This window comes from Bacillus tequilensis (assembly GCF_012225885.1).
Taxonomy (GTDB): Bacteria; Bacillota; Bacilli; order Bacillales; family Bacillaceae; genus Bacillus; species Bacillus tequilensis.
Map to the genome: position 1 here is coordinate 2,277,770 of NZ_CP048852.1, position 17,218 is coordinate 2,294,987.

17 protein-coding genes and 1 riboswitch are annotated in these 17,218 nt (G+C 43.2%); of the genes, 2 read left to right on the forward strand and 15 right to left on the reverse strand.

Annotated elements, in window-relative coordinates; all coding sequences use genetic code 11:
- Positions 1 to 33 precede the first annotated feature (33 nt).
- The 4 genes from G4P54_RS12095 to G4P54_RS12110 are packed head-to-tail and all read right to left on the reverse strand — an operon-like array spanning position 34 to position 3,883.
- Entirely contained in the window at positions 34 to 762 is a 729-nt protein-coding gene (locus G4P54_RS12095; RefSeq protein ID WP_167872782.1) for a LysM peptidoglycan-binding domain-containing protein, read from the reverse strand.
- Entirely contained in the window at positions 713 to 1,315 is a 603-nt protein-coding gene (locus G4P54_RS12100; protein ID WP_167872783.1) for a CPBP family intramembrane glutamic endopeptidase, read from the reverse strand. Before G4P54_RS12100 ends, G4P54_RS12095 begins: the two co-directional genes overlap by 50 nt.
- A gap of 26 nt (positions 1,316 to 1,341) precedes the next feature.
- The gene (locus tag G4P54_RS12105; protein ID WP_167872784.1) at positions 1,342 to 2,832 is read right to left on the reverse strand and encodes a RecQ family ATP-dependent DNA helicase; all 1,491 of its coding nucleotides are present in this window, start codon (positions 2,830 to 2,832) and stop codon (positions 1,342 to 1,344) included.
- A complete protein-coding gene (locus tag G4P54_RS12110) occupies positions 2,825 to 3,883 on the reverse strand; it encodes a YpbB family protein (RefSeq protein WP_167873869.1) in 1,059 nt (352 codons plus the stop codon). Before G4P54_RS12110 ends, G4P54_RS12105 begins: the two co-directional genes overlap by 8 nt.
- Before the next feature lie 265 nt (positions 3,884 to 4,148).
- Between G4P54_RS12110 and G4P54_RS12115 the strand changes: the two genes are divergently transcribed.
- Positions 4,149 to 4,397, forward strand: coding sequence for a ferredoxin (locus tag G4P54_RS12115; protein ID WP_003225461.1), 249 nt, complete (start codon positions 4,149 to 4,151; stop codon positions 4,395 to 4,397).
- Positions 4,398 to 4,435: 38 nt separating this feature from the next.
- On the opposite strand, the gene fmnP is transcribed toward G4P54_RS12115, so the two are convergent.
- Positions 4,436 to 5,008 carry a riboflavin transporter FmnP gene (fmnP, locus tag G4P54_RS12120; protein ID WP_167872785.1) on the reverse strand — a complete coding sequence of 191 codons (573 nt, stop codon included), beginning with the start codon at positions 5,006 to 5,008 and terminating at the stop codon, positions 4,436 to 4,438.
- Positions 5,009 to 5,160: 152 nt separating this feature from the next.
- Positions 5,161 to 5,295: riboswitch (FMN riboswitch) on the reverse strand.
- Between the two features lie 204 nt (positions 5,296 to 5,499).
- Here fmnP and serA point away from each other — a divergent pair.
- Positions 5,500 to 7,077: a phosphoglycerate dehydrogenase gene (serA, locus tag G4P54_RS12125; protein WP_167872786.1), complete on the forward strand. Its 1,578-nt coding sequence runs from the start codon at positions 5,500 to 5,502 to the stop codon at positions 7,075 to 7,077.
- Between the two features lie 45 nt (positions 7,078 to 7,122).
- On the opposite strand, the gene aroD is transcribed toward serA, so the two are convergent.
- From aroD to spmB, 10 genes are all read right to left on the reverse strand, one after another.
- Positions 7,123 to 7,890 carry a type I 3-dehydroquinate dehydratase gene (aroD, locus tag G4P54_RS12130; RefSeq protein ID WP_167872787.1) on the reverse strand — a complete coding sequence of 256 codons (768 nt, stop codon included), beginning with the start codon at positions 7,888 to 7,890 and terminating at the stop codon, positions 7,123 to 7,125.
- 111 nt (positions 7,891 to 8,001) lie between these two features.
- Positions 8,002 to 9,108, reverse strand: a complete 1,107-nt coding sequence (locus G4P54_RS12135; protein ID WP_167872788.1) for a sigma-X negative effector — start codon at positions 9,106 to 9,108, stop codon at positions 8,002 to 8,004.
- Complete coding sequence (gene sigX / locus G4P54_RS12140; RefSeq protein ID WP_024715212.1) at positions 9,044 to 9,628, reverse strand: RNA polymerase sigma factor SigX; 585 nt, start codon at positions 9,626 to 9,628, stop codon at positions 9,044 to 9,046. Before sigX ends, G4P54_RS12135 begins: the two co-directional genes overlap by 65 nt.
- Before the next feature lie 205 nt (positions 9,629 to 9,833).
- The gene (gene resE / locus G4P54_RS12145) at positions 9,834 to 11,603 is read right to left on the reverse strand and encodes a sensor histidine kinase ResE (RefSeq protein ID WP_167872789.1); all 1,770 of its coding nucleotides are present in this window, start codon (positions 11,601 to 11,603) and stop codon (positions 9,834 to 9,836) included.
- A complete protein-coding gene (gene resD / locus G4P54_RS12150) occupies positions 11,600 to 12,322 on the reverse strand; it encodes a DNA-binding response regulator ResD (protein ID WP_024715210.1) in 723 nt (240 codons plus the stop codon). Before resD ends, resE begins: the two co-directional genes overlap by 4 nt.
- A gap of 80 nt (positions 12,323 to 12,402) precedes the next feature.
- Positions 12,403 to 13,578, reverse strand: coding sequence for a cytochrome c biogenesis protein ResC (resC, locus tag G4P54_RS12155; RefSeq protein ID WP_024715209.1), 1,176 nt, complete (start codon positions 13,576 to 13,578; stop codon positions 12,403 to 12,405).
- Positions 13,579 to 13,597: 19 nt separating this feature from the next.
- Positions 13,598 to 15,226, reverse strand: coding sequence for a cytochrome c biogenesis protein ResB (gene resB, locus G4P54_RS12160; RefSeq protein ID WP_167872790.1), 1,629 nt, complete (start codon positions 15,224 to 15,226; stop codon positions 13,598 to 13,600).
- Positions 15,223 to 15,762 carry a thiol-disulfide oxidoreductase ResA gene (gene resA / locus G4P54_RS12165; protein ID WP_167872791.1) on the reverse strand — a complete coding sequence of 180 codons (540 nt, stop codon included), beginning with the start codon at positions 15,760 to 15,762 and terminating at the stop codon, positions 15,223 to 15,225. Before resA ends, resB begins: the two co-directional genes overlap by 4 nt.
- A 94-nt stretch (positions 15,763 to 15,856) precedes the next feature.
- A complete protein-coding gene (gene rluB / locus G4P54_RS12170; RefSeq protein ID WP_024715206.1) occupies positions 15,857 to 16,591 on the reverse strand; it encodes a 23S rRNA pseudouridine(2605) synthase RluB in 735 nt (244 codons plus the stop codon).
- A gap of 90 nt (positions 16,592 to 16,681) precedes the next feature.
- A complete protein-coding gene (gene spmB / locus G4P54_RS12175) occupies positions 16,682 to 17,218 on the reverse strand; it encodes a spore maturation protein SpmB (protein ID WP_167872792.1) in 537 nt (178 codons plus the stop codon).

A 17,218-nucleotide genomic window follows, 5' to 3' on the forward strand; every position in this document is an offset into this window, starting at 1 on the left:
TACAATATATGAGCGTAAAATAAAAAAAATGCCCTACTCATCCATTAAGGGGATGTCCAAAACTTGTCCGGTGTAAACATCATTCCCATTCAAATGATTATACGCGCGGATTTTTTCCTCCCCCACTCGGCTTTTATAATATTTCATAGAAATGCGGTACAATGTTTCTTTCTTTTGCACAGTGTGTTTGACAACGCGCTTCGGCTCAGATTGAACCGGCTCAGCCGGCTGCTGTTCTTGGGAAGAGGAAGCAGCCTCGGCGGCTGCTTCCTCCTGATTTGCTGAGTCTTCTTTTTCCGCTACAGCAGGCTGTTTCTTATCAGTTGTTATGTTTGCAGGCCCTTTTGCCTTAGCATCTTCAGACTTTTTTTTTGACTCTTTTTGCAATGCGGTCTCTTTGGTGTTTTTGTCAGTGTCTGCTGTACCTTTTTCATCCTCTGATTTGGGCAAAATCTCATATTTGCTTTGGCTGCTGTCATAAAACACATCTTCATAATCATCATGGTTATCCGGGTGGCTTTTTAGATAAAACAAGGTGACTAAAACAATAACCGGCACAAATACAAATAATACAGCCAGTACAGTGAATAGTGGCGTTTTTGTTTTGCCTTGCTTTTTTTTCTGTTCTCTTTGATTTTTCACAGATTGTCTTGTCGGAAGGCTTTCTCCATCATCATCGAAATAATCTTCCGCCGATGCGGCGTTTTGATCTTCATAAAGATCCTGGGCTTTTCTTCTCTCTACTCTTGACATGTTCGTCATGTATATCCCTCCTCACATGTTCAAAACGAATCTGACAGGCAAACACGGCATCAATGATAAAATGCGCCGTCACCGGAACAAATAAATTACCGGTCCATTCATATATCAGACCGAGCAAAAAGCTGATTGCTGTCACCATGATAAATAACAGCCATTTTGACAAATACCGAAAATGAAGAACGGCAAATATTAGGCTGGCCGCCCATAAACCGATATGTGTCTGCAGCACTCCCCTGAATAACATTTCTTCCGCGAAAGCAATCAGAAGCGTTAAAAATATAATATGAGGGATTGACCTCTTACTGAATATTTTTTTATTAATTCCGCCGTCATTATATAAATGAGGCGGGCACCATTTCATCACTGCCAGATCAGCTAAAATAACAATAACCGAAAGAGAAACACCATACCATATGATTCGCATATCGCGAATATCCCAGAGCTTTAGTACGTCTCTTACATCCTCAAAAAAGAACAATCCCGCTCCAGCTGCTGCGATGATGACGATAAGCTGCGTCAAGTATAACTGCGTCAGCATATCACGGTCAGACATATGCTGAATGAAATCCTTTTGCTGTTTCAGTTCAGCTCACCTACAGTCTGCATGCTGAATATGCGGTGCAATTCCGAACTCCAGCTGTCTAGTGGCGCCATTTTACTCCGTTCTCCTTTTTGTTCATACAAGGACAGTTCAAAACCGCATTGTGAACAGCATGGCTGATTTCCGCCATCAGGCTCGTATGATTCATCAAAATAGCTTAGCAGTGATTCCCTTAAACAGCCGTCACGCTGAAGCAGAAAAGATACGCGGCGCATTTTTTCCATCTTCAGCTCCATTCGATATGAAATCTCCTGCTTCATCAGTTCAATGGAGGTTTTTCCCTGCATAAAGAGGTGAATCATCATACGGGCTTCTGTCTCTCCGACACCATACTGCATTACTACGTCACGCAGCCTTCTCTCATCCCGCTCATCTGTCTTTTCAAGCACACGGATCACATTGGCCATGTCTTCAGCTGTGACACTCTCCATTTGAATAATCTGCTCCTGCAATTCAAAATCTCCTGGCGCCCGAAGCAAAATACTAACGCTTGGTTTTCCGTCGCGGCCTGCTCTGCCAATTTCCTGCATAAATGCTTCAGCCGTCTGCGGGAGGTAAAAATGAATCACATATCTGATATCAGGTTTGTCGACACCCATTCCAAACGCATTCGTACAGCATATGACATCAAGCTGATTATGAATAAACTGCTGCTGAATTAAAATCCTGTCGCCAGACTCCATACCGCCATGATAAAAGTCAGCTCTGCTGCTCGTTTTGCTTTTAATTTCACCCGCTAGTTCCTCAGCCCATTTCCGTGTCGGACAATAAACAATTCCCGGCCCTTGCAGGTTTTCAACCAGCTGAATAACCCTATCTATTTTTTCGGTCGTATCCGCCGCATTTTCAACACGAAGTGCGATGTTTGGGCGGTTGACTGAGTTGAGATGCCGTTCGGCGTGCTGCAGTTCCAGCAGGTTCATGACATCTAGCAGCGTATCTTTTGTAGCTGTAGCGGTCAATGCAAGAATCGGCGGGTGCCCAAGTTTTTTTCTAAGCTGTCCGAGCTTTGAATAGTCAGGTCTGAAATCATGCCCCCATTCTGATATACAATGCGCTTCATCAATAACAAATAAGCTGATGGGGACACTTTTCAATTTTTCCAATACATATGGCGACTGCAAAGCCTCAGGGGACAAGTATAAAAATTTATAGCGATGAATATGCTCCAAAACAAATTGTCTTTCCTGCCTGCTAAGCATGCTGTTCAACGCCGCCGCACGCTTTTCTCCCCGTGCTTTCAGCTGCTGTACCTGATCTTCCATTAAAGAAAGCAATGGAGAAACGATTAATACCATGCCGTCAAGCATATAGCCAGGCAGCTGGTAGCAAAGCGATTTTCCTCCCCCAGTCGGGAGCATCGCAATGGTATCCTTCCCGCTGAGTATACTTCTAATAATGTCTTCCTGTCCCTTTTTAAAGGAAGTAAAACCAAAAAACTGGTGTAACGTTTGCTGTAATTTAGTCATATTGCTGCACCTGCTTTGTCAATGCCAGTCTGATTTGAAAGTAGCTGAACCGCTGCTCCAGCCCGTCGCGAATTTGTTTGATTTTGTTCGTTCTCATCTGTTTGGCAAACTCTGCAATTTGGAGCTGCTCTTCCGCTGATACATAGTCGTTAATCATAAACGCAGGCTCATGGAGAGAAATCTCAACAATATGGTCTTCGATCGTCGCTGTTTTCAGCTTTCTGATTTCAGCAATTCGATGTATCGGAATCCCTCGTTTGATCATCTGCCAAGTTTTCCTCGTTGACTCTGTCAGGGCATTATCTACATGCACATCAGAGAGGAGATCCTTTAACAAGGCATCTTCACACTCCGGGAGAGATTGAATAAAATAATGTACCGAAGCCCAAAACATGATGTACACATACCACTCATCATCTTTCAGCGTATCAGCAAGCTGCCTGCTCGTATAACCGATCCTGTCATGCGAGGTTAAGGAGTAGACAAAAATTTGCGCTGCTTTGTCATCAATCTTATACAAATGGGACTCCAGCATGGCAAAAAGGCTCCTTGCCATCTCTATATGATCCGAATGCCGGGACAGGTACTTCTTTACCCAGTGAAGTGTTTTATGATCCTTTGTAACAGGGAAATACTGCCGGCTCCCCCGCAGTTTATGAGATAAGACCTGCACAAGCAGTGAAAGCCTTTTCCAGAGCACGCCGGCAGCCTGCTGATAATAAGCGCCGTGACAATGGACGGGCCAAGGCCGCTCACTGAAAGCATGCTTCAAAGCGGCTCTGCCGCTGGCTGTTACTTTGTACGTATCTGTTTCAGACATCGGATTGAGATATGAATGCTGTTCGAGCTTTTTGAGCGACGCTGAAATATCGCTTCTTGAACATTGCGCTGCCATTCCAAAGTATTTTGCAAGCTGAAATAAGCCGGCATCTTGAATGGTTTGTGACGATCTTTTGCCTTTGAATAGGTGAAAAACAGCGCTTCCCGAACGTTCTCCATTTATTTTGCAAAGGCAATCGAGAGCCATAATATCGAAATAATTTAATGACAACCTATTCACCCACATTCTTCCTGACAAAAATCGTTGATTTGCTCTTTTTATTTTAACAGATTTTAAACAGAAATCGACGTTTAATGTCATCATTAAGGGGGATGTTATGTAGATAACCCCTTATGTGATAAGCATTCTCAATCATTTTTCTGTTGAAATGTGACAAGAACATCATTACAATAAGTAAGAGGAATAGGTGTTAAATTGATTAACTATAAAGATTGATCCATTTGTTCCACCAAGAACAATCTGGGAGGTTTTATTCATGGCAAAGTACACAATCGTAGACAAAGATACATGTATTGCATGCGGCGCTTGCGGAGCTGCTGCACCAGACATTTACGATTACGATGATGAAGGCATCGCGTTCGTAACGCTTGATGAAAACAAAGGTGTTGTCGAAGTTCCTGAGGTACTGGAAGAAGATATGATTGACGCATTTGAAGGATGCCCTACTGATTCCATCAAAGTGGCGGATGAGCCATTTGAAGGCGACCCGCTTAAATTTGAATAGAAGCAACAAAAAAAGCTCCCCTGCGGGAGCTTTTTTATTTAATGGATTTGCGCGCTTCGCTGCTGCTCAATCCACGGCTTAAGCTTAATAAAAATAAGTGAGAATACAACCGTAATGATGATGCCCTTTATCATGTTAAACGGCAGAATACCAGCGACAACCGCAGTTTTCAGCGCGCTGTCTGATAATGCCGGTGAATGCAAAAACCATGTGTAGGCGGGAAGAATCAGAACATAATTTAAAATACTCATCAAGACCGTCATCGCTGCAGTTCCCAGAAGCAGACTGACAGCTAATCCCTTTGCTGAGTTGAGCTTTTTAAATAAGAGAGCGGTCGGCAATATAAAGAGTGATCCTGCGATGAAATTCGCCAATTGCCCTACAGGAACCCCGGCCATGCTTCCCTGAATGATATATTGAAGAACATTTTTTATCGCTTCTACAGCAATACCAGCTAATGGCCCGTAAATCAAAATGGCAATAATAGCGGGCACGTCGCTAAAATCAATTTTTAAATAATCCGGAAGACCCGGAAACGGAAAATTTAACAGCATCAAAACAAATGCAATACTGCTCAGCATACTAATCACAACTAATTTTTTTACTTTCACTTCACTCTCTCCTTTTCGATCATATCTTACTCGAAAACGGAAAGGTCCTTTTCCAGCCAATAAAAAAACCGCTTCATGTATAAAAGCGGGGTTTTGAAAATTAGGCTAGGCAAAGAAACGTTTGAAAATCCAATTTCAAAACGCTTATGAACCTCCATCTTCTCCCATCCAGACTGTACTGTCGGCTCCGGAATCTCACCGAATCCTGCTGTAAAAACAGCTCGCGGGCTTAGAGCCATCGGCTCATCACCGCCGGTAGGGAATTTCACCCTGCCCCGAAGATTGATCTATGAATTTAGTTTCATTATAAACGATAACTGGTTGGCTGTATAGAGAATTGCTTCAAATTATATATAATCCCATAAAGTCGTAAGAATATTGATTTTCAGGCTTTTCTTTTATCCTTTACTGCGTCAATACACATTGACACTCTATTAGGAATATGTTAAATTATCAGATATTTAGTTTGCCAATTTAGGAGGAAATCAACGATGTTTCGAGTATTGGTCTCAGACAAAATGAGCAACGACGGCTTGCAGCCACTAATTGAATCAGACTTTATTGAAATCGTTCAAAAAAACGCAGCAGATGCAGAAGATGAATTACATACTTTTGATGCTCTTTTGGTGCGAAGCGCAACAAAAGTAACAGAAGATCTTTTCAAAAAAATGACTTCTTTAAAAATTGTCGGAAGAGCGGGTGTCGGTGTAGATAATATCGATATTGACGAGGCGACTAAACACGGGGTAATTGTGATTAACGCTCCAAACGGCAACACCATTTCGACAGCTGAGCATACATTTGCGATGATCTCTTCTTTAATGAGACACATCCCTCAGGCTAATATCTCAGTGAAATCCAGAGAGTGGAACCGCACAGCTTACGTCGGTTCAGAGCTTTACGGAAAAACGCTTGGGATTGTCGGATTAGGCCGAATCGGAAGCGAAATTGCACAGCGTGCGCGAGCGTTTGGTATGACTGTTCACGTTTTCGATCCGTTCTTAACTGAAGAAAGAGCGAAAAAAATCGGCGTAAACAGCCGTACATTTGAAGAAGTGCTTGAAAGCGCGGATATCATTACCGTTCACACGCCTTTAACAAAAGAAACAAAGGGCTTATTAAATAAAGAAACGATTGCAAAAACGAAAAAAGGCGTTCGCTTAATTAACTGTGCGCGAGGCGGTATTATCGATGAAGCAGCGCTTCTCGAAGCTTTGGACAGCGGGCATGTTGCCGGAGCGGCGCTTGACGTTTTTGAAGTTGAACCGCCAGTTGACAATAAACTCGTTGATCATCCATTAGTCATTGCCACTCCTCACCTCGGGGCATCGACTAAAGAAGCTCAGTTAAATGTCGCAGCTCAAGTGTCAGAAGAAGTTCTGCAGTTCGCAAAAGGTCTTCCTGTGATGTCAGCTATCAACCTTCCTGCCATGACAAAAGATGAATTCGCTAAAATTAAACCTTACCATCAAATCGCAGGGAAAATCGGTAGCCTGGTATCACAATGCATGAAAGAGCCGGTACAGGATGTTGCCATTCAATACGAAGGCACAATTGCCAAACTTGAAACATCGTTCATTACAAAAAGCCTTCTGTCAGGCTTTTTAAAACCGCGCGTTGACTCAACTGTTAACGAGGTCAATGCGGGAGGTGTCGCGAAAGAACGCGGCATCAGCTTCAGTGAAAAAATTTCCTCTTCTGAATCTGGATACGATAACTGCATCAGCGTAAAAGTGACAGGAGACCGCAGCACCTTTACTGTAACGGCTACGTATATTCCTCATTTCGGCGAGCGCATTGTCGAGATCAACGGATTTAATATCGATTTTTATCCGTCGGGTCACTTGGTATATATCCAGCATCAGGATACAACGGGTGTCATCGGCCGAGTTGGACGTATTCTCGGTGATAACGATATTAACATTGCAACCATGCAGGTTGGCCGTAAAGAAAAAGGCGGAGAAGCCATCATGATGCTTTCCTTTGACAGACATCTTGAAGATAAAATTGTGAAAGAGCTAACAGATATACCTGATATTGTGTCTGTAAAGCTCATTGATCTTCCCTAACCTCAAAAAAACTCAAGCTTTATAAGCTTGAGTTTTTTTATTGTTCTATTTTCGTGTGTTTTTGTGCAAAACCTCTAAGACATTTCTCAGCTCAGAAACAGGTATTTGACCAGGGGCGGATGCCTCTTCTCCCGCGCCGAACGTACAAGCTGATCCAAAAACCTCACCGCTCAGCCTGCTGACCAGCCCTGTTGCAGCCATTGACATCGTAATGATTGGACGGTCTGCATATTTTGTTTTCATTGTATACGTCGCATCAAGCAGTGTTAAGAGATCTCCTGTATCATTCGGCATGACAGCTATTTTGGGAATATGCGCCCCTAAATCCTGCATTTTCCGAAGTCTCAAAAGAATTTCATCTTTCGCTGGTGTTTTCTCAAAATCATGATTTGACATCACCACATAGACATTGTTTTTTTCCGCCAGCGACACTAACGCTTCCACATTTGCATCTCCTGTAAATAATTCAATGTCAATAAGATCGATGCCTTTTGTTTGGACTGCCGCTTCAAGCAAAGCAATATAAGAGCTTTCGTCCATTTCCATCCTGCCGCCTTCTTTATGCGTTCTGAATGTAAACAAAAACGGCTTGTCCGCTAAAGACTCCCGAAGCTCAAAAATCATCTTTGTGACGGCTTCTCTGTCATTTGCTTTTTCAAATACGTCGACTCGCCACTCGACAATGTCAGGGTTTAATGTTTTTACGGTTTCTGCTTCGTTCAAAATTTGTTTTTCTGTTTTTCCCATCAGCGGAACAATGATTTTCGGCATCCCTTCACCGATGGAAACTCCTTTGATTGTTAGTACGTTCACTCGTCTCAAATCCTTTCAATCGTTACCTTGTTTTATTATACACGCGTCACTTTTTTTTGAAAATTTTTATAATACGAAAAGCAACTAAAAAAGAGCCTCAGAGGGCCCTTTTTAGTTTAAAGTGATCGGATTTGGGGCATACGGTACCGGAATTGCATCTGATACGTCATATCTGCCGATTTTTTTTGTTCTGGTTTCCGTAAAGGTCACTTCTGTAAAGCCAAACTCTTTTGCTGTTAAAAGAAGGCCCTCCAGCATTAAGATACCGGCAATAGAATCCTCAACTTCTGAGTCTTTTGAGAATCGGATATATAAGTGTTTCTGTTTCTTCGTTACAGATTGGACAGCACCCGTTTTAATAAGAGGTGCTACACCTTTTTGATTGCTCGATTCCATATTCTTAATGGCTTCTTTTACTGTATGAAATGTTTTTTCTGACGGAACGAGAAGGTCTTGTCCTTCTTTATTTTGGTATAAATAGAAGGCTCTTTTTGACTGTTTGGGAATCGAAATTTCAGTAGAAGTGCCATATGAGCCAATACGAACGCCGCTCTCATTTTCATCCGATAAAAATGTTATTTTTTCAAAAGGACTCCATTCTAAAGATTCTTTCAGCAGTTTTTTTAACAGTGTATCATCTTTTACAGAAAAAGCCGTAATGAGCTGATGAACTCGTACACTTAATTCCTTCTGCTTTGGTTTTTCCTTTACCTCTACTTCATCTATGAAGGACGGAATCGTAATAGCATGATTAATGATCCCCAATTCACTGCTTTCTGACAGCATATCCTGTATCGTTTGGTCTGCGTTTGTTTTTTTGATGCTGATGGGTATAATGGCGGATGTTTCAGCATCAGCAATCGCAACAGTGACGTAATTGTTCCGTTCCTTTTCAGGAACAACAAACGAAGTCTGATCCAGAGATGATGCAGCTTTTGGGCTGTCTGCTGTCTCAGCGTTTGTTACAGCGTTCTCTTGGGACGCTTCTTTTTGTTGAGGCTGTGTCTGATCAAGGAAATGAGGAGAAATAATGAAGGCGATATAAACCGCAATTGCAGCGGCGCACGCGGGGCCAATCCACCTGACAGCGGGCTTTTTTTTGCTACTTGCCATCGTCAGCCGCTTGTAAATATCCTGAGGCGAACGATGGTCTTTAACTGCCGGAAGTTGATTTAACAACTCCTTTATCTGTTCTTCGTTCCATTCTGACTTCATCATCCATTAGCTCCTCCCTCAAAAGCTCCATATGTTTCCGAAGTACTTTGAGTCCCCTGTGTTGGGTCGTTTTCACCTTACTTTCCGAGAAGCGCAGAGCATTGGCTGTTTCCTGAATTGAATATCCCTGAATAAACCGCAAGATAATCACAGCTCTTTGATCAATCGTGCATTGGTCAAGCGCAGCATAAATTTCCCGGACATTTTCATGTTGAACCGCAAGTTCGTCCGGAAGCAATTCCTGATCTCTGACATCCTGTGTGTCCCAATCAAATGTGCCGAGTATACGCTGTCTGATCGTCTGCTGTTTACGGAACCAGTCAATCGCAACATGGCGCGCGATCGACAAAAGCCATGTTTTTTCACTGCTTCTTCCTTCAAACGTATGATAAGAATTTAATACACGGATATAAACCTCTTGAAGAAGATCTTCTGCCTGGCTTTTATCCTTTACCATATAAAATAAAAATTGGTACAAATCTTGATGATATGTATCATATAATAATTGAAAGGTTTCTTCCATTTGAAACCCCTCCGTTCACTTTTTTGTCGTATGAGTAGCTTGAAAAGTTACATTACAACTATATTACGATAAACTGGAATTTGGAAGGGAATTTATATTAACATATTCTTAAATTTTATTAATATTGGCTTTTTAAAAAAACACCCGCTCAATTGAGCGGGTGTTTCTTATGGAACAAGATTCTTCGGCAAATTCAGACTCCATTTTATCGTTTTGTCGGAATATAAAATGTAAATGTCGTTCCTTTATCGATTCGGCTGTGCACTGTAATTGTTCCGTTGTGCGCTTCCACAATATTTTTAACAATAGCCAGCCCAAGCCCGGTTCCTGCTCTGCCTCTTGTCCGCGCTTTATCTGCCTTATAAAAACGTTCAAAGATAAACGGCAGATCTTCTTCCGGTATACCTGATCCAGAGTCTTTGATATCAATTTTCAATCCATCCTTCACAGAATGGACTGCAATGGAAACACTCCCGCCGGATGAAGTATGCCGCAGCGCGTTATCGATCAAATTGGTAAATACCTGCTCCATCTTGTCTGCATCAAACATAAATTCCTCTTCTGTGAGAGAAATATCTTGATGTAAAGCAATATGTTTTTCTTTCGCAACACCGGAAAATTTCCGAATGATTTTCTCTAAAAATTCATTGACATTGATTTTTTCATAATGCAAGCCTGTATGACCTGATTCCATTCGGGCTAAATCAAGCAAGTCATTGACTAAGCGGCCCATTCGCAGGGATTCGTCATAAATGATTTGCGCAATTTCTTTCCGGTCTTCTTCAGAGCTTGCAATGTCATCAACAATTGCTTCACTATATCCCTGAAGCATGGAGATTGGTGTTCTCAGCTCATGGCTGACATTTGCAATAAAATCCTCCCGCAGCTTATCAAGGCGGCGTTCTTCAGTCATGTCGCGCAGCACGGCAACTGCTCCTCTGACATGAGATTCCGCATAAAGCGGCGACATCAAGAGCACCCATGATCTCCCTTGCAGCGTCATTTCAATCATTTGTTCTTTTTCAGTGCTGACAGCGTTTTGGAACAGCTCTTTTGCTTCAGGCGGCAGGTTATCGCCTTCTTTGATATTCATGTTCTGTTCATAATACCATGCCTGAAGAAAGCGTTCAGCCGGAGGGTTTGTCACAAGGATCGTACCGTCAATATTAATGGTGATGACCCCGTCGGCCATACTGCTTAAAATATTAGAGAGCTGCTCTTTTTCTTGATTGAGCGCATTAATATGAAAATTAAGCTGCCGCCCCATTTGATTAAAAGCGGTTGCCAGTTCACCAATTTCATCCTGGGTTAAAATCGGAATTTTTGTATCGAACTTGCCCTTCGCCAAATCCTGTGCGCCTTCTCTCATTTTTCGAAGCGGGTACGTGACCCTGCTTGATAAAAAGAAAGCGAAAAACGTGGTCAGCACAATCGCAATCCCCGCGGCCAGATAAATATAGCGGGTTGTATGTTTTGTTGTATCTTTAACGGCAAGCAAAGACTGAGATAAAAACACCATGCCTTTCTTTCCGTCTTTCTCATACGGGACACCTACAATCAGACGTTCATTATTCGTGTCCGCATCGCTCAGCACCGTACGTTTGCTTACTTTTTTATGTTCTTGAAGAGCTTTATTCAAGTCTTTGTCATGCTGTATTTGCTCAACTGTAATGGACGACAGGCGATTTTTATCATTCGGAGAATACCAGTATTTTTTCTCATTCTGAATGATGGCAATGCTTGTTAAGTTATCAGCAAGTTCCCATGTGATTGATCTTGCCAGTGCCTGGTCCTCGTGATTTTCTATGATGACAGCAACTTTATTCGCAAGCTGTGTTAAATCATTCTCAGCTTCTTCCACATGGTAATTTTCAATGAATTCCAGCAAAAGAACCGTTAAAATGAACAATACGATCAAGACGAGTGAAAGGATCGTAAACCACAGCTTGCCTACTACGCTTTTCCAAAATTTCATTCAGCGCCTACCTCAAATTTATAGCCTACACCCCATACGGTGACTATTTTCTTCGCAGCTTCCGGTGATACCTTGTTCAGCTTCTCTCTCAAACGTTTGACGTGAGTGTCCACTGTCCGCAGATCACCAAAAAACTCATACTGCCACACTTCTTTCAGAAGCTTTTCCCGATCATATACTTTGTCTGGTGTTTTCGCTAAGAAGTGAAGAAGCTCATACTCTTTCGGCGTCAGGCTTACTTCTGTTCCGTCAGCCGTTACGCGGTGGGCATCATGGTCAATGGACAGATGTGAAAACACGAGCACATTTTTCGTCGGTGTATTGGCATTGAAATAAGAGGTTTGAGATGCTCTTCTCAAAAGAGCCTTTACCCGCAGCACAACTTCTCTCGGGCTGAACGGCTTGACAATATAATCATCTGTTCCCGCTTCAAACCCCTGCACCCGGTTTGCTTCTTCTCCTTTTGCAGTCAGCATGATGATTGGCGTCGCTTTTTTTTCTCGAACTTGCCGGCACACTTCAATTCCATCTGTCCCCGGCATCATCAGATCAAGCAAAATCAAGTCATAATTGGCTTCAAGTCCTTTGGCAATGGCTTCATCACCATTTTCCGCTTCGTCTATGACATAATTTTCACGTTCAAGATACATTCTTAAAAGGCGGCGAATTCTGGCTTCGTCATCAACTACTAATATTTTTGTTTCGTTCGTTTGGTCCATGTTTTCCCCCTGCTTTCCTTCTGTTACTTTCATTTTATCAAATCATGAGAAAGTTTGAGAACTGTGTCGCTTTCAAAGGACTATGCATAAGAATGAAGTCCGGCAAGCACAAGATTTACGAATATTAAATTAAACATAATAATAGCAAAACCGATTACGGCCAGCCATGCTGACTTCTCACCGTGCCAGCCTCTTGACAGTCTTAAATGCAAGTAAGCGGCATAAAACAAAAACGTGATCAGCGCCCATACTTCCTTAGGGTCCCAGCCCCAAAACCTGGTCCACGCGAGCTGAGCCCAAATCATCGCAAAGATCAGCGCGCCGAGCGTAAAGATCGGAAACCCGATGGATACGGCCCTGTACCCAACCTCATCCACCAGATCAAGATTGACGTTTTTCACCAGCGGATGGAATAGAGCGCTGATTCTTTTTCTGATGATCAGACGAAGGGCCCCGTACAAAACAAGACCTGCTCCAAATGACCAAATGACAGTGTTCACCTTTCTGCCTGAGAAAAGAGCGGGAAGCTCAGCAAGCGGCTCCATTCTTCCTTCGGTCAAAAGCTCTCCCTCATGCGGGCCGACAAGCGCAGGCATTTCATACACCATCACGCTTTTTTCTTTATTTTTATCCACCCAGTTAAACTCTGCTTCATAGCCTGCGAGACGAAATGCAGATGTGATCGCAATAAAGGCGACGGTTGTGACCAGGATAAACATAATCCCTTCAAGCCAGAACGTTTTTTTGCTAGGTTTGGTCTGGTCTACATGCTTCAAAAGAAAGATAACACCGGCGACAAAGCTGATAGCAAGTATAGCTTGCCCAAGCGCGGCTGTTGTAACGTGAATATACAGCCAATTGCTTTGCAGCGATGGAATTAAGGGCGATATATCCGTCGGAAACATGCTGGCGTAAGCAATCAGCAATAAAGCGATTGACAGCGTAAACAGGCCTAATGAAGGCAATCTGTAGATAAAATAAAGAATAATAAACGCCAAAACAAGCATCATGCCAAAGGCGGTGGTGAATTCAAACATATTGCTGACAGGCGCATGGCCGCTGACAGCCCACCTCGTGATGAAATATCCCAGGTGGCAAAGAAAACCAACAATGGATAGGGTGATCCCGATATTGGCCCACCGGTTTGGCTTGCCCTTTTTATCTTTATTTCCGCGTATGGCCCCGCCAAAAATCGGGACAGCGATTAAATACACAAGAAAGGCCGCATAAAGAAAATTTCCGCTCAGCTCTGCCATGACATCACTCCCTCTTCGCCTATTTCTGTGTTTTCATTAATTCTTTTTGGTCCTCTGGTTCAGTCAGACCGGAATCAGCCAATACAAAGGTTAGATCCTTCTTTAGGCCATACCAGTTTTTATTTGTATGCCCTGCCACTAAGACAGCGCCGTCCTGTGAATGAAGCCAGATTCTTCGGTGCTGCCAGTACATACCCTGAATGACACCGATCATAAAAATGGCTCCGCCGACGGCAAGCACCCAGAGCGTCAGATCCTTTCTGACTGTGAGTCCGGTAATGTTTTTCGTTTCGACATGGTCAAATTTCAGCTTGTATTTATTGCTGCCGGAACCTTCGATTGTTTCTTGAATGGCGACAAAGCTTTTTTCACCCTTCGGTTTGTCGGGTGTTATGATATTAAAGACAAAAGCCGGATTGTTAGGAACCTTTGTTTTCGTGCTCGGCTCTCCGTCCTGATTAAAATAGAAGTCTGGCAGATAGCTGGCGATTTCAACTTTGTAACCGTTACCAAGATCATAAACCGAATCTGGATCCAGAAGGTTGATCTTTAAGCTCCCAAAGGATTTTTTTGTTTTTTTATCGATCAGCTGAAACACCATTTGATCAAGCTGATTCTCTTTATAATCCACCTGGTAAACGGAAAAAGAATCAAAACGCAGCGGCTGATTGACACGGATGTCCTCTTCTGTTACTTTTTTCAGCTTCGGCTTCTCGCCATAAACGATTTTTCCTTCTCTCTTGTAGAGTACGGCATCTATTTGAAAGTTCTTTGCCACTCTTCCGTCCCCGACTCTGTCAATGGCATCTGCAAATACCTTTTTTTCCGTTTTGCTGTTATAGGTCTCTACGCTGAATTGATTGTTTTTCAAATAATATGTTCCGTCTGTTCCCGGAATTGCGGCGGTTTCGCCTTCTCTGACCCAAAGCGTTTCATCGACGTACATGCCAGGCACAAATCTCAGCATCGCACCGATCAGAAAAATAATCAATCCAATGTGGTTGACATATGGGCCCCAGCGGGAAAATCGCCCTTTCTCCGCAAGAATGCTTCCCTCTTTTTCTCTGACTCTATAATGCTTTTTCTTTAAGAGAGCAACAACCTTTTCTTTTGCTTCCCCGTTCAGTATCGTACCGGTTTCACTGAACAAGCGCTGCCTTCTTAAAAAAGCAGGGCTCCTTCTGACACCTTGATTTTTTAATGCCCTATATAACGGAATGACCCGGTCGAGGCTGCAAATCACGAGTGAAATGCCAATCGAGGCTATGAGCAGCAAATACCACCAGGAACCATATAAATGATGAAACCCCAGCAAATAATAAAGCTGTCCGAACGTGCCGTACTGCTCTTTGTAATAAGTATCAGCCTGTGCGCCCGGCGGCAAATAAGCTTCTTGGGGGAAAATGGTGCCGAACGCAGATGCGGCAAGGGTGATGACGATAAGCCATATACCCACCTTGACCGAAGAAAAGAAATTCCAAACTTTATCAATGATTGTCTTATTATAGGTTTGTGAACGTCTCGCGCTTCCGTCATATCTCATATCAGCAAGCGGTGGCTGAGTTTCCTGAAGCGCTCTTCCGCATGATTCACATAGAACGGTTCCGACCGGGTTTACATGTCCGCATTCGCATTTGACTTGCTTCATCCCGAAGTCTCTCCGGGTTTTATCAGATTCATATAATCGTGTATCATGCTTTCAGTCATAGTGCCGGTCACCACCTTGACAACTTTTCCTTCCGGATTGATGAGAAAGGTTGTCGGAAGCGGAGATACGTCATAAGCATCAAGCACTTGACGATCGGTATCCAGAACAACCGGGAAATTGACTCCGTAGGATTTCATAAAATTATGTACTGCTATCTTTGACTCCCCAACATTTACCGCGACAACTTCAACGCCTTGGTCTTTAAAATGCTTATATTGGTTCGCCATATAAGGAAATTCTTTTTTGCACGGTTCACACCATGTTCCCCAGAAATTCAAAAAAACACCTTTTCCTTTTAAGTCACTGAGTTCGATACGTTTCCCATTCGTATCCTCCAGAACAAAATTCGGTGCGGCGGACCCTTCGGATATACTCTCTTTGCCGGCAAATACAGCATTGTAAACGGTATAGCCAAGTGCGCAGATTAAAACGAGAAGGATGCCGGTCCGAATGAATAAACGCCTTTTTTTCTTCATTGTCCACTGCCCCCTTCCCCCTATTGCAGATCCATTCAATTATATCATTGCACATTCATTTCACATTTCGTACTTTTTGAAGGTTATGTGAAATTTAGAAAGCGTTTTTACCGTGTTCCGCCAGTGCTCTGAGTCTTTTCACTTCATGCGGCGTAAGCTCTCTGGCATCTCCCGTGTGCAGGCCTCTCAGGTTTAAAAACGCGTATTCTTCACGCTTCAGCTTGATGACCTCGTGCCCGATCGCTTCGAACATGCGGCGCACCTGTCTGTTGCGTCCTTCATGAATCGTAAGCTGAATAATGCTTGTTTGCTTTCTCTTATCTAGAGACAGCAGCTTCGCTTTAGCAGGCGCCGTTTTGCCTTCCTCCAGCCTAATGCCGCGCTCCAGCTTTCTGAGCAGTTCTTTAGGCGGAATGCCTTTCACCTTTGCTACGTATGTTTTGTCTATTTCATACTTAGGGTGCATCAGCTTATTGGCAAACTCACCGTCATTGGTTAAAAGCAAAAGACCGCTCGTATCATAGTCCAGACGCCCAATCGGGTAAATACGCTGCGGGATATTTTGAAAAAAGTCCGTCACGACTTTACGTCCTTTATCATCTTGCGCTGCGGAAATAACGCCTCTTGGCTTATATAAGAGAAAGTAAACCGGCTCTTCGCGTTCCACCTTTAATCCGTTTACCTCAATCTGATCAGAACCGGTGACCTTTACACCAAGCTCTGTTACTACTTTGCCGTTCACCCTTACTTTTCCTTCTTTAATCAGCTCTTCTGCCTTTCTGCGCGATGCAACACCGGCATGAGCAATTACTTTTTGCAGTCTTTCCATGTCTTTCACCTCAAGTATTATCTTACTTTTTTCAACCTGAACAAACAAGCTTTTTCAAATTCCTATGCCAAATCCAAAAAAGCGCCTTTTTCAGGCGCTCCCAAATAATAACGTAACGATGATGATAGATGCAACTACGCCGATAAAATCAGCAAGAAGTCCCACCTTTAATGCATCACCCATTTTTTTAATGCCGACCGCTCCGAAATACACAGTCAGTACGTAAAGCGTTGTATCTGTTGATCCCTGCATGACAGAAGCCAGCCTGCCGATAAAGGAATCCGGCCCGTATACTGCAATTAAATCTGTCGTCATGCCGAGTGCGGCCGTCCCGGAGATCGGACGGATCAGCGCAAGCGGAACCACCTCAGCGGGGATGCCTACAGCGGCGAAAACCGGCTTTAAATGGTCCATGATAAAATCAAGCGCACCCGATGATCTAAAAACCGTTATGGCGACAAGCATTCCGACTAAGTAGGGGATAATGGAAAAGGCGATTTCTATCCCTTCTTTTCCGCCTTCGACAAACGATTCATATGTGGGAACCTTTTTGATTGTTCCATAAAGAAGAATTCCGGCAATAATGATCGGAATCATGGCTAAAGACAGCCAATTGATGATTTCCAC

Coding starts and splice junctions, on each gene's coding strand:
- serA (WP_167872786.1), top strand. CDS start 5,500: ATGTTTCGAGTATTGGTCTCAGACAAAATGAGCAACGACGGCTTGCAG.
- resC (WP_024715209.1), bottom strand. CDS start 13,578: ATGGCAGAGCTGAGCGGAAATTTTCTTTATGCGGCCTTTCTTGTGTAT.
- G4P54_RS12095 (WP_167872782.1), bottom strand. CDS start 762: ATGACGAACATGTCAAGAGTAGAGAGAAGAAAAGCCCAGGATCTTTAT.
- resA (WP_167872791.1), bottom strand. CDS start 15,762: ATGAAGAAAAAAAGGCGTTTATTCATTCGGACCGGCATCCTTCTCGTT.
- sigX (WP_024715212.1), bottom strand. CDS start 9,628: ATGGAAGAAACCTTTCAATTATTATATGATACATATCATCAAGATTTG.
- resB (WP_167872790.1), bottom strand. CDS start 15,226: ATGAAGCAAGTCAAATGCGAATGCGGACATGTAAACCCGGTCGGAACC.
- rluB (WP_024715206.1), bottom strand. CDS start 16,591: ATGGAAAGACTGCAAAAAGTAATTGCTCATGCCGGTGTTGCATCGCGC.
- G4P54_RS12115 (WP_003225461.1), top strand. CDS start 4,149: ATGGCAAAGTACACAATCGTAGACAAAGATACATGTATTGCATGCGGC.
- G4P54_RS12135 (WP_167872788.1), bottom strand. CDS start 9,108: ATGATGAAGTCAGAATGGAACGAAGAACAGATAAAGGAGTTGTTAAAT.
- resE (WP_167872789.1), bottom strand. CDS start 11,603: ATGAAATTTTGGAAAAGCGTAGTAGGCAAGCTGTGGTTTACGATCCTT.
- G4P54_RS12100 (WP_167872783.1), bottom strand. CDS start 1,315: ATGTCTGACCGTGATATGCTGACGCAGTTATACTTGACGCAGCTTATC.
- resD (WP_024715210.1), bottom strand. CDS start 12,322: ATGGACCAAACGAACGAAACAAAAATATTAGTAGTTGATGACGAAGCC.
- G4P54_RS12105 (WP_167872784.1), bottom strand. CDS start 2,832: ATGACTAAATTACAGCAAACGTTACACCAGTTTTTTGGTTTTACTTCC.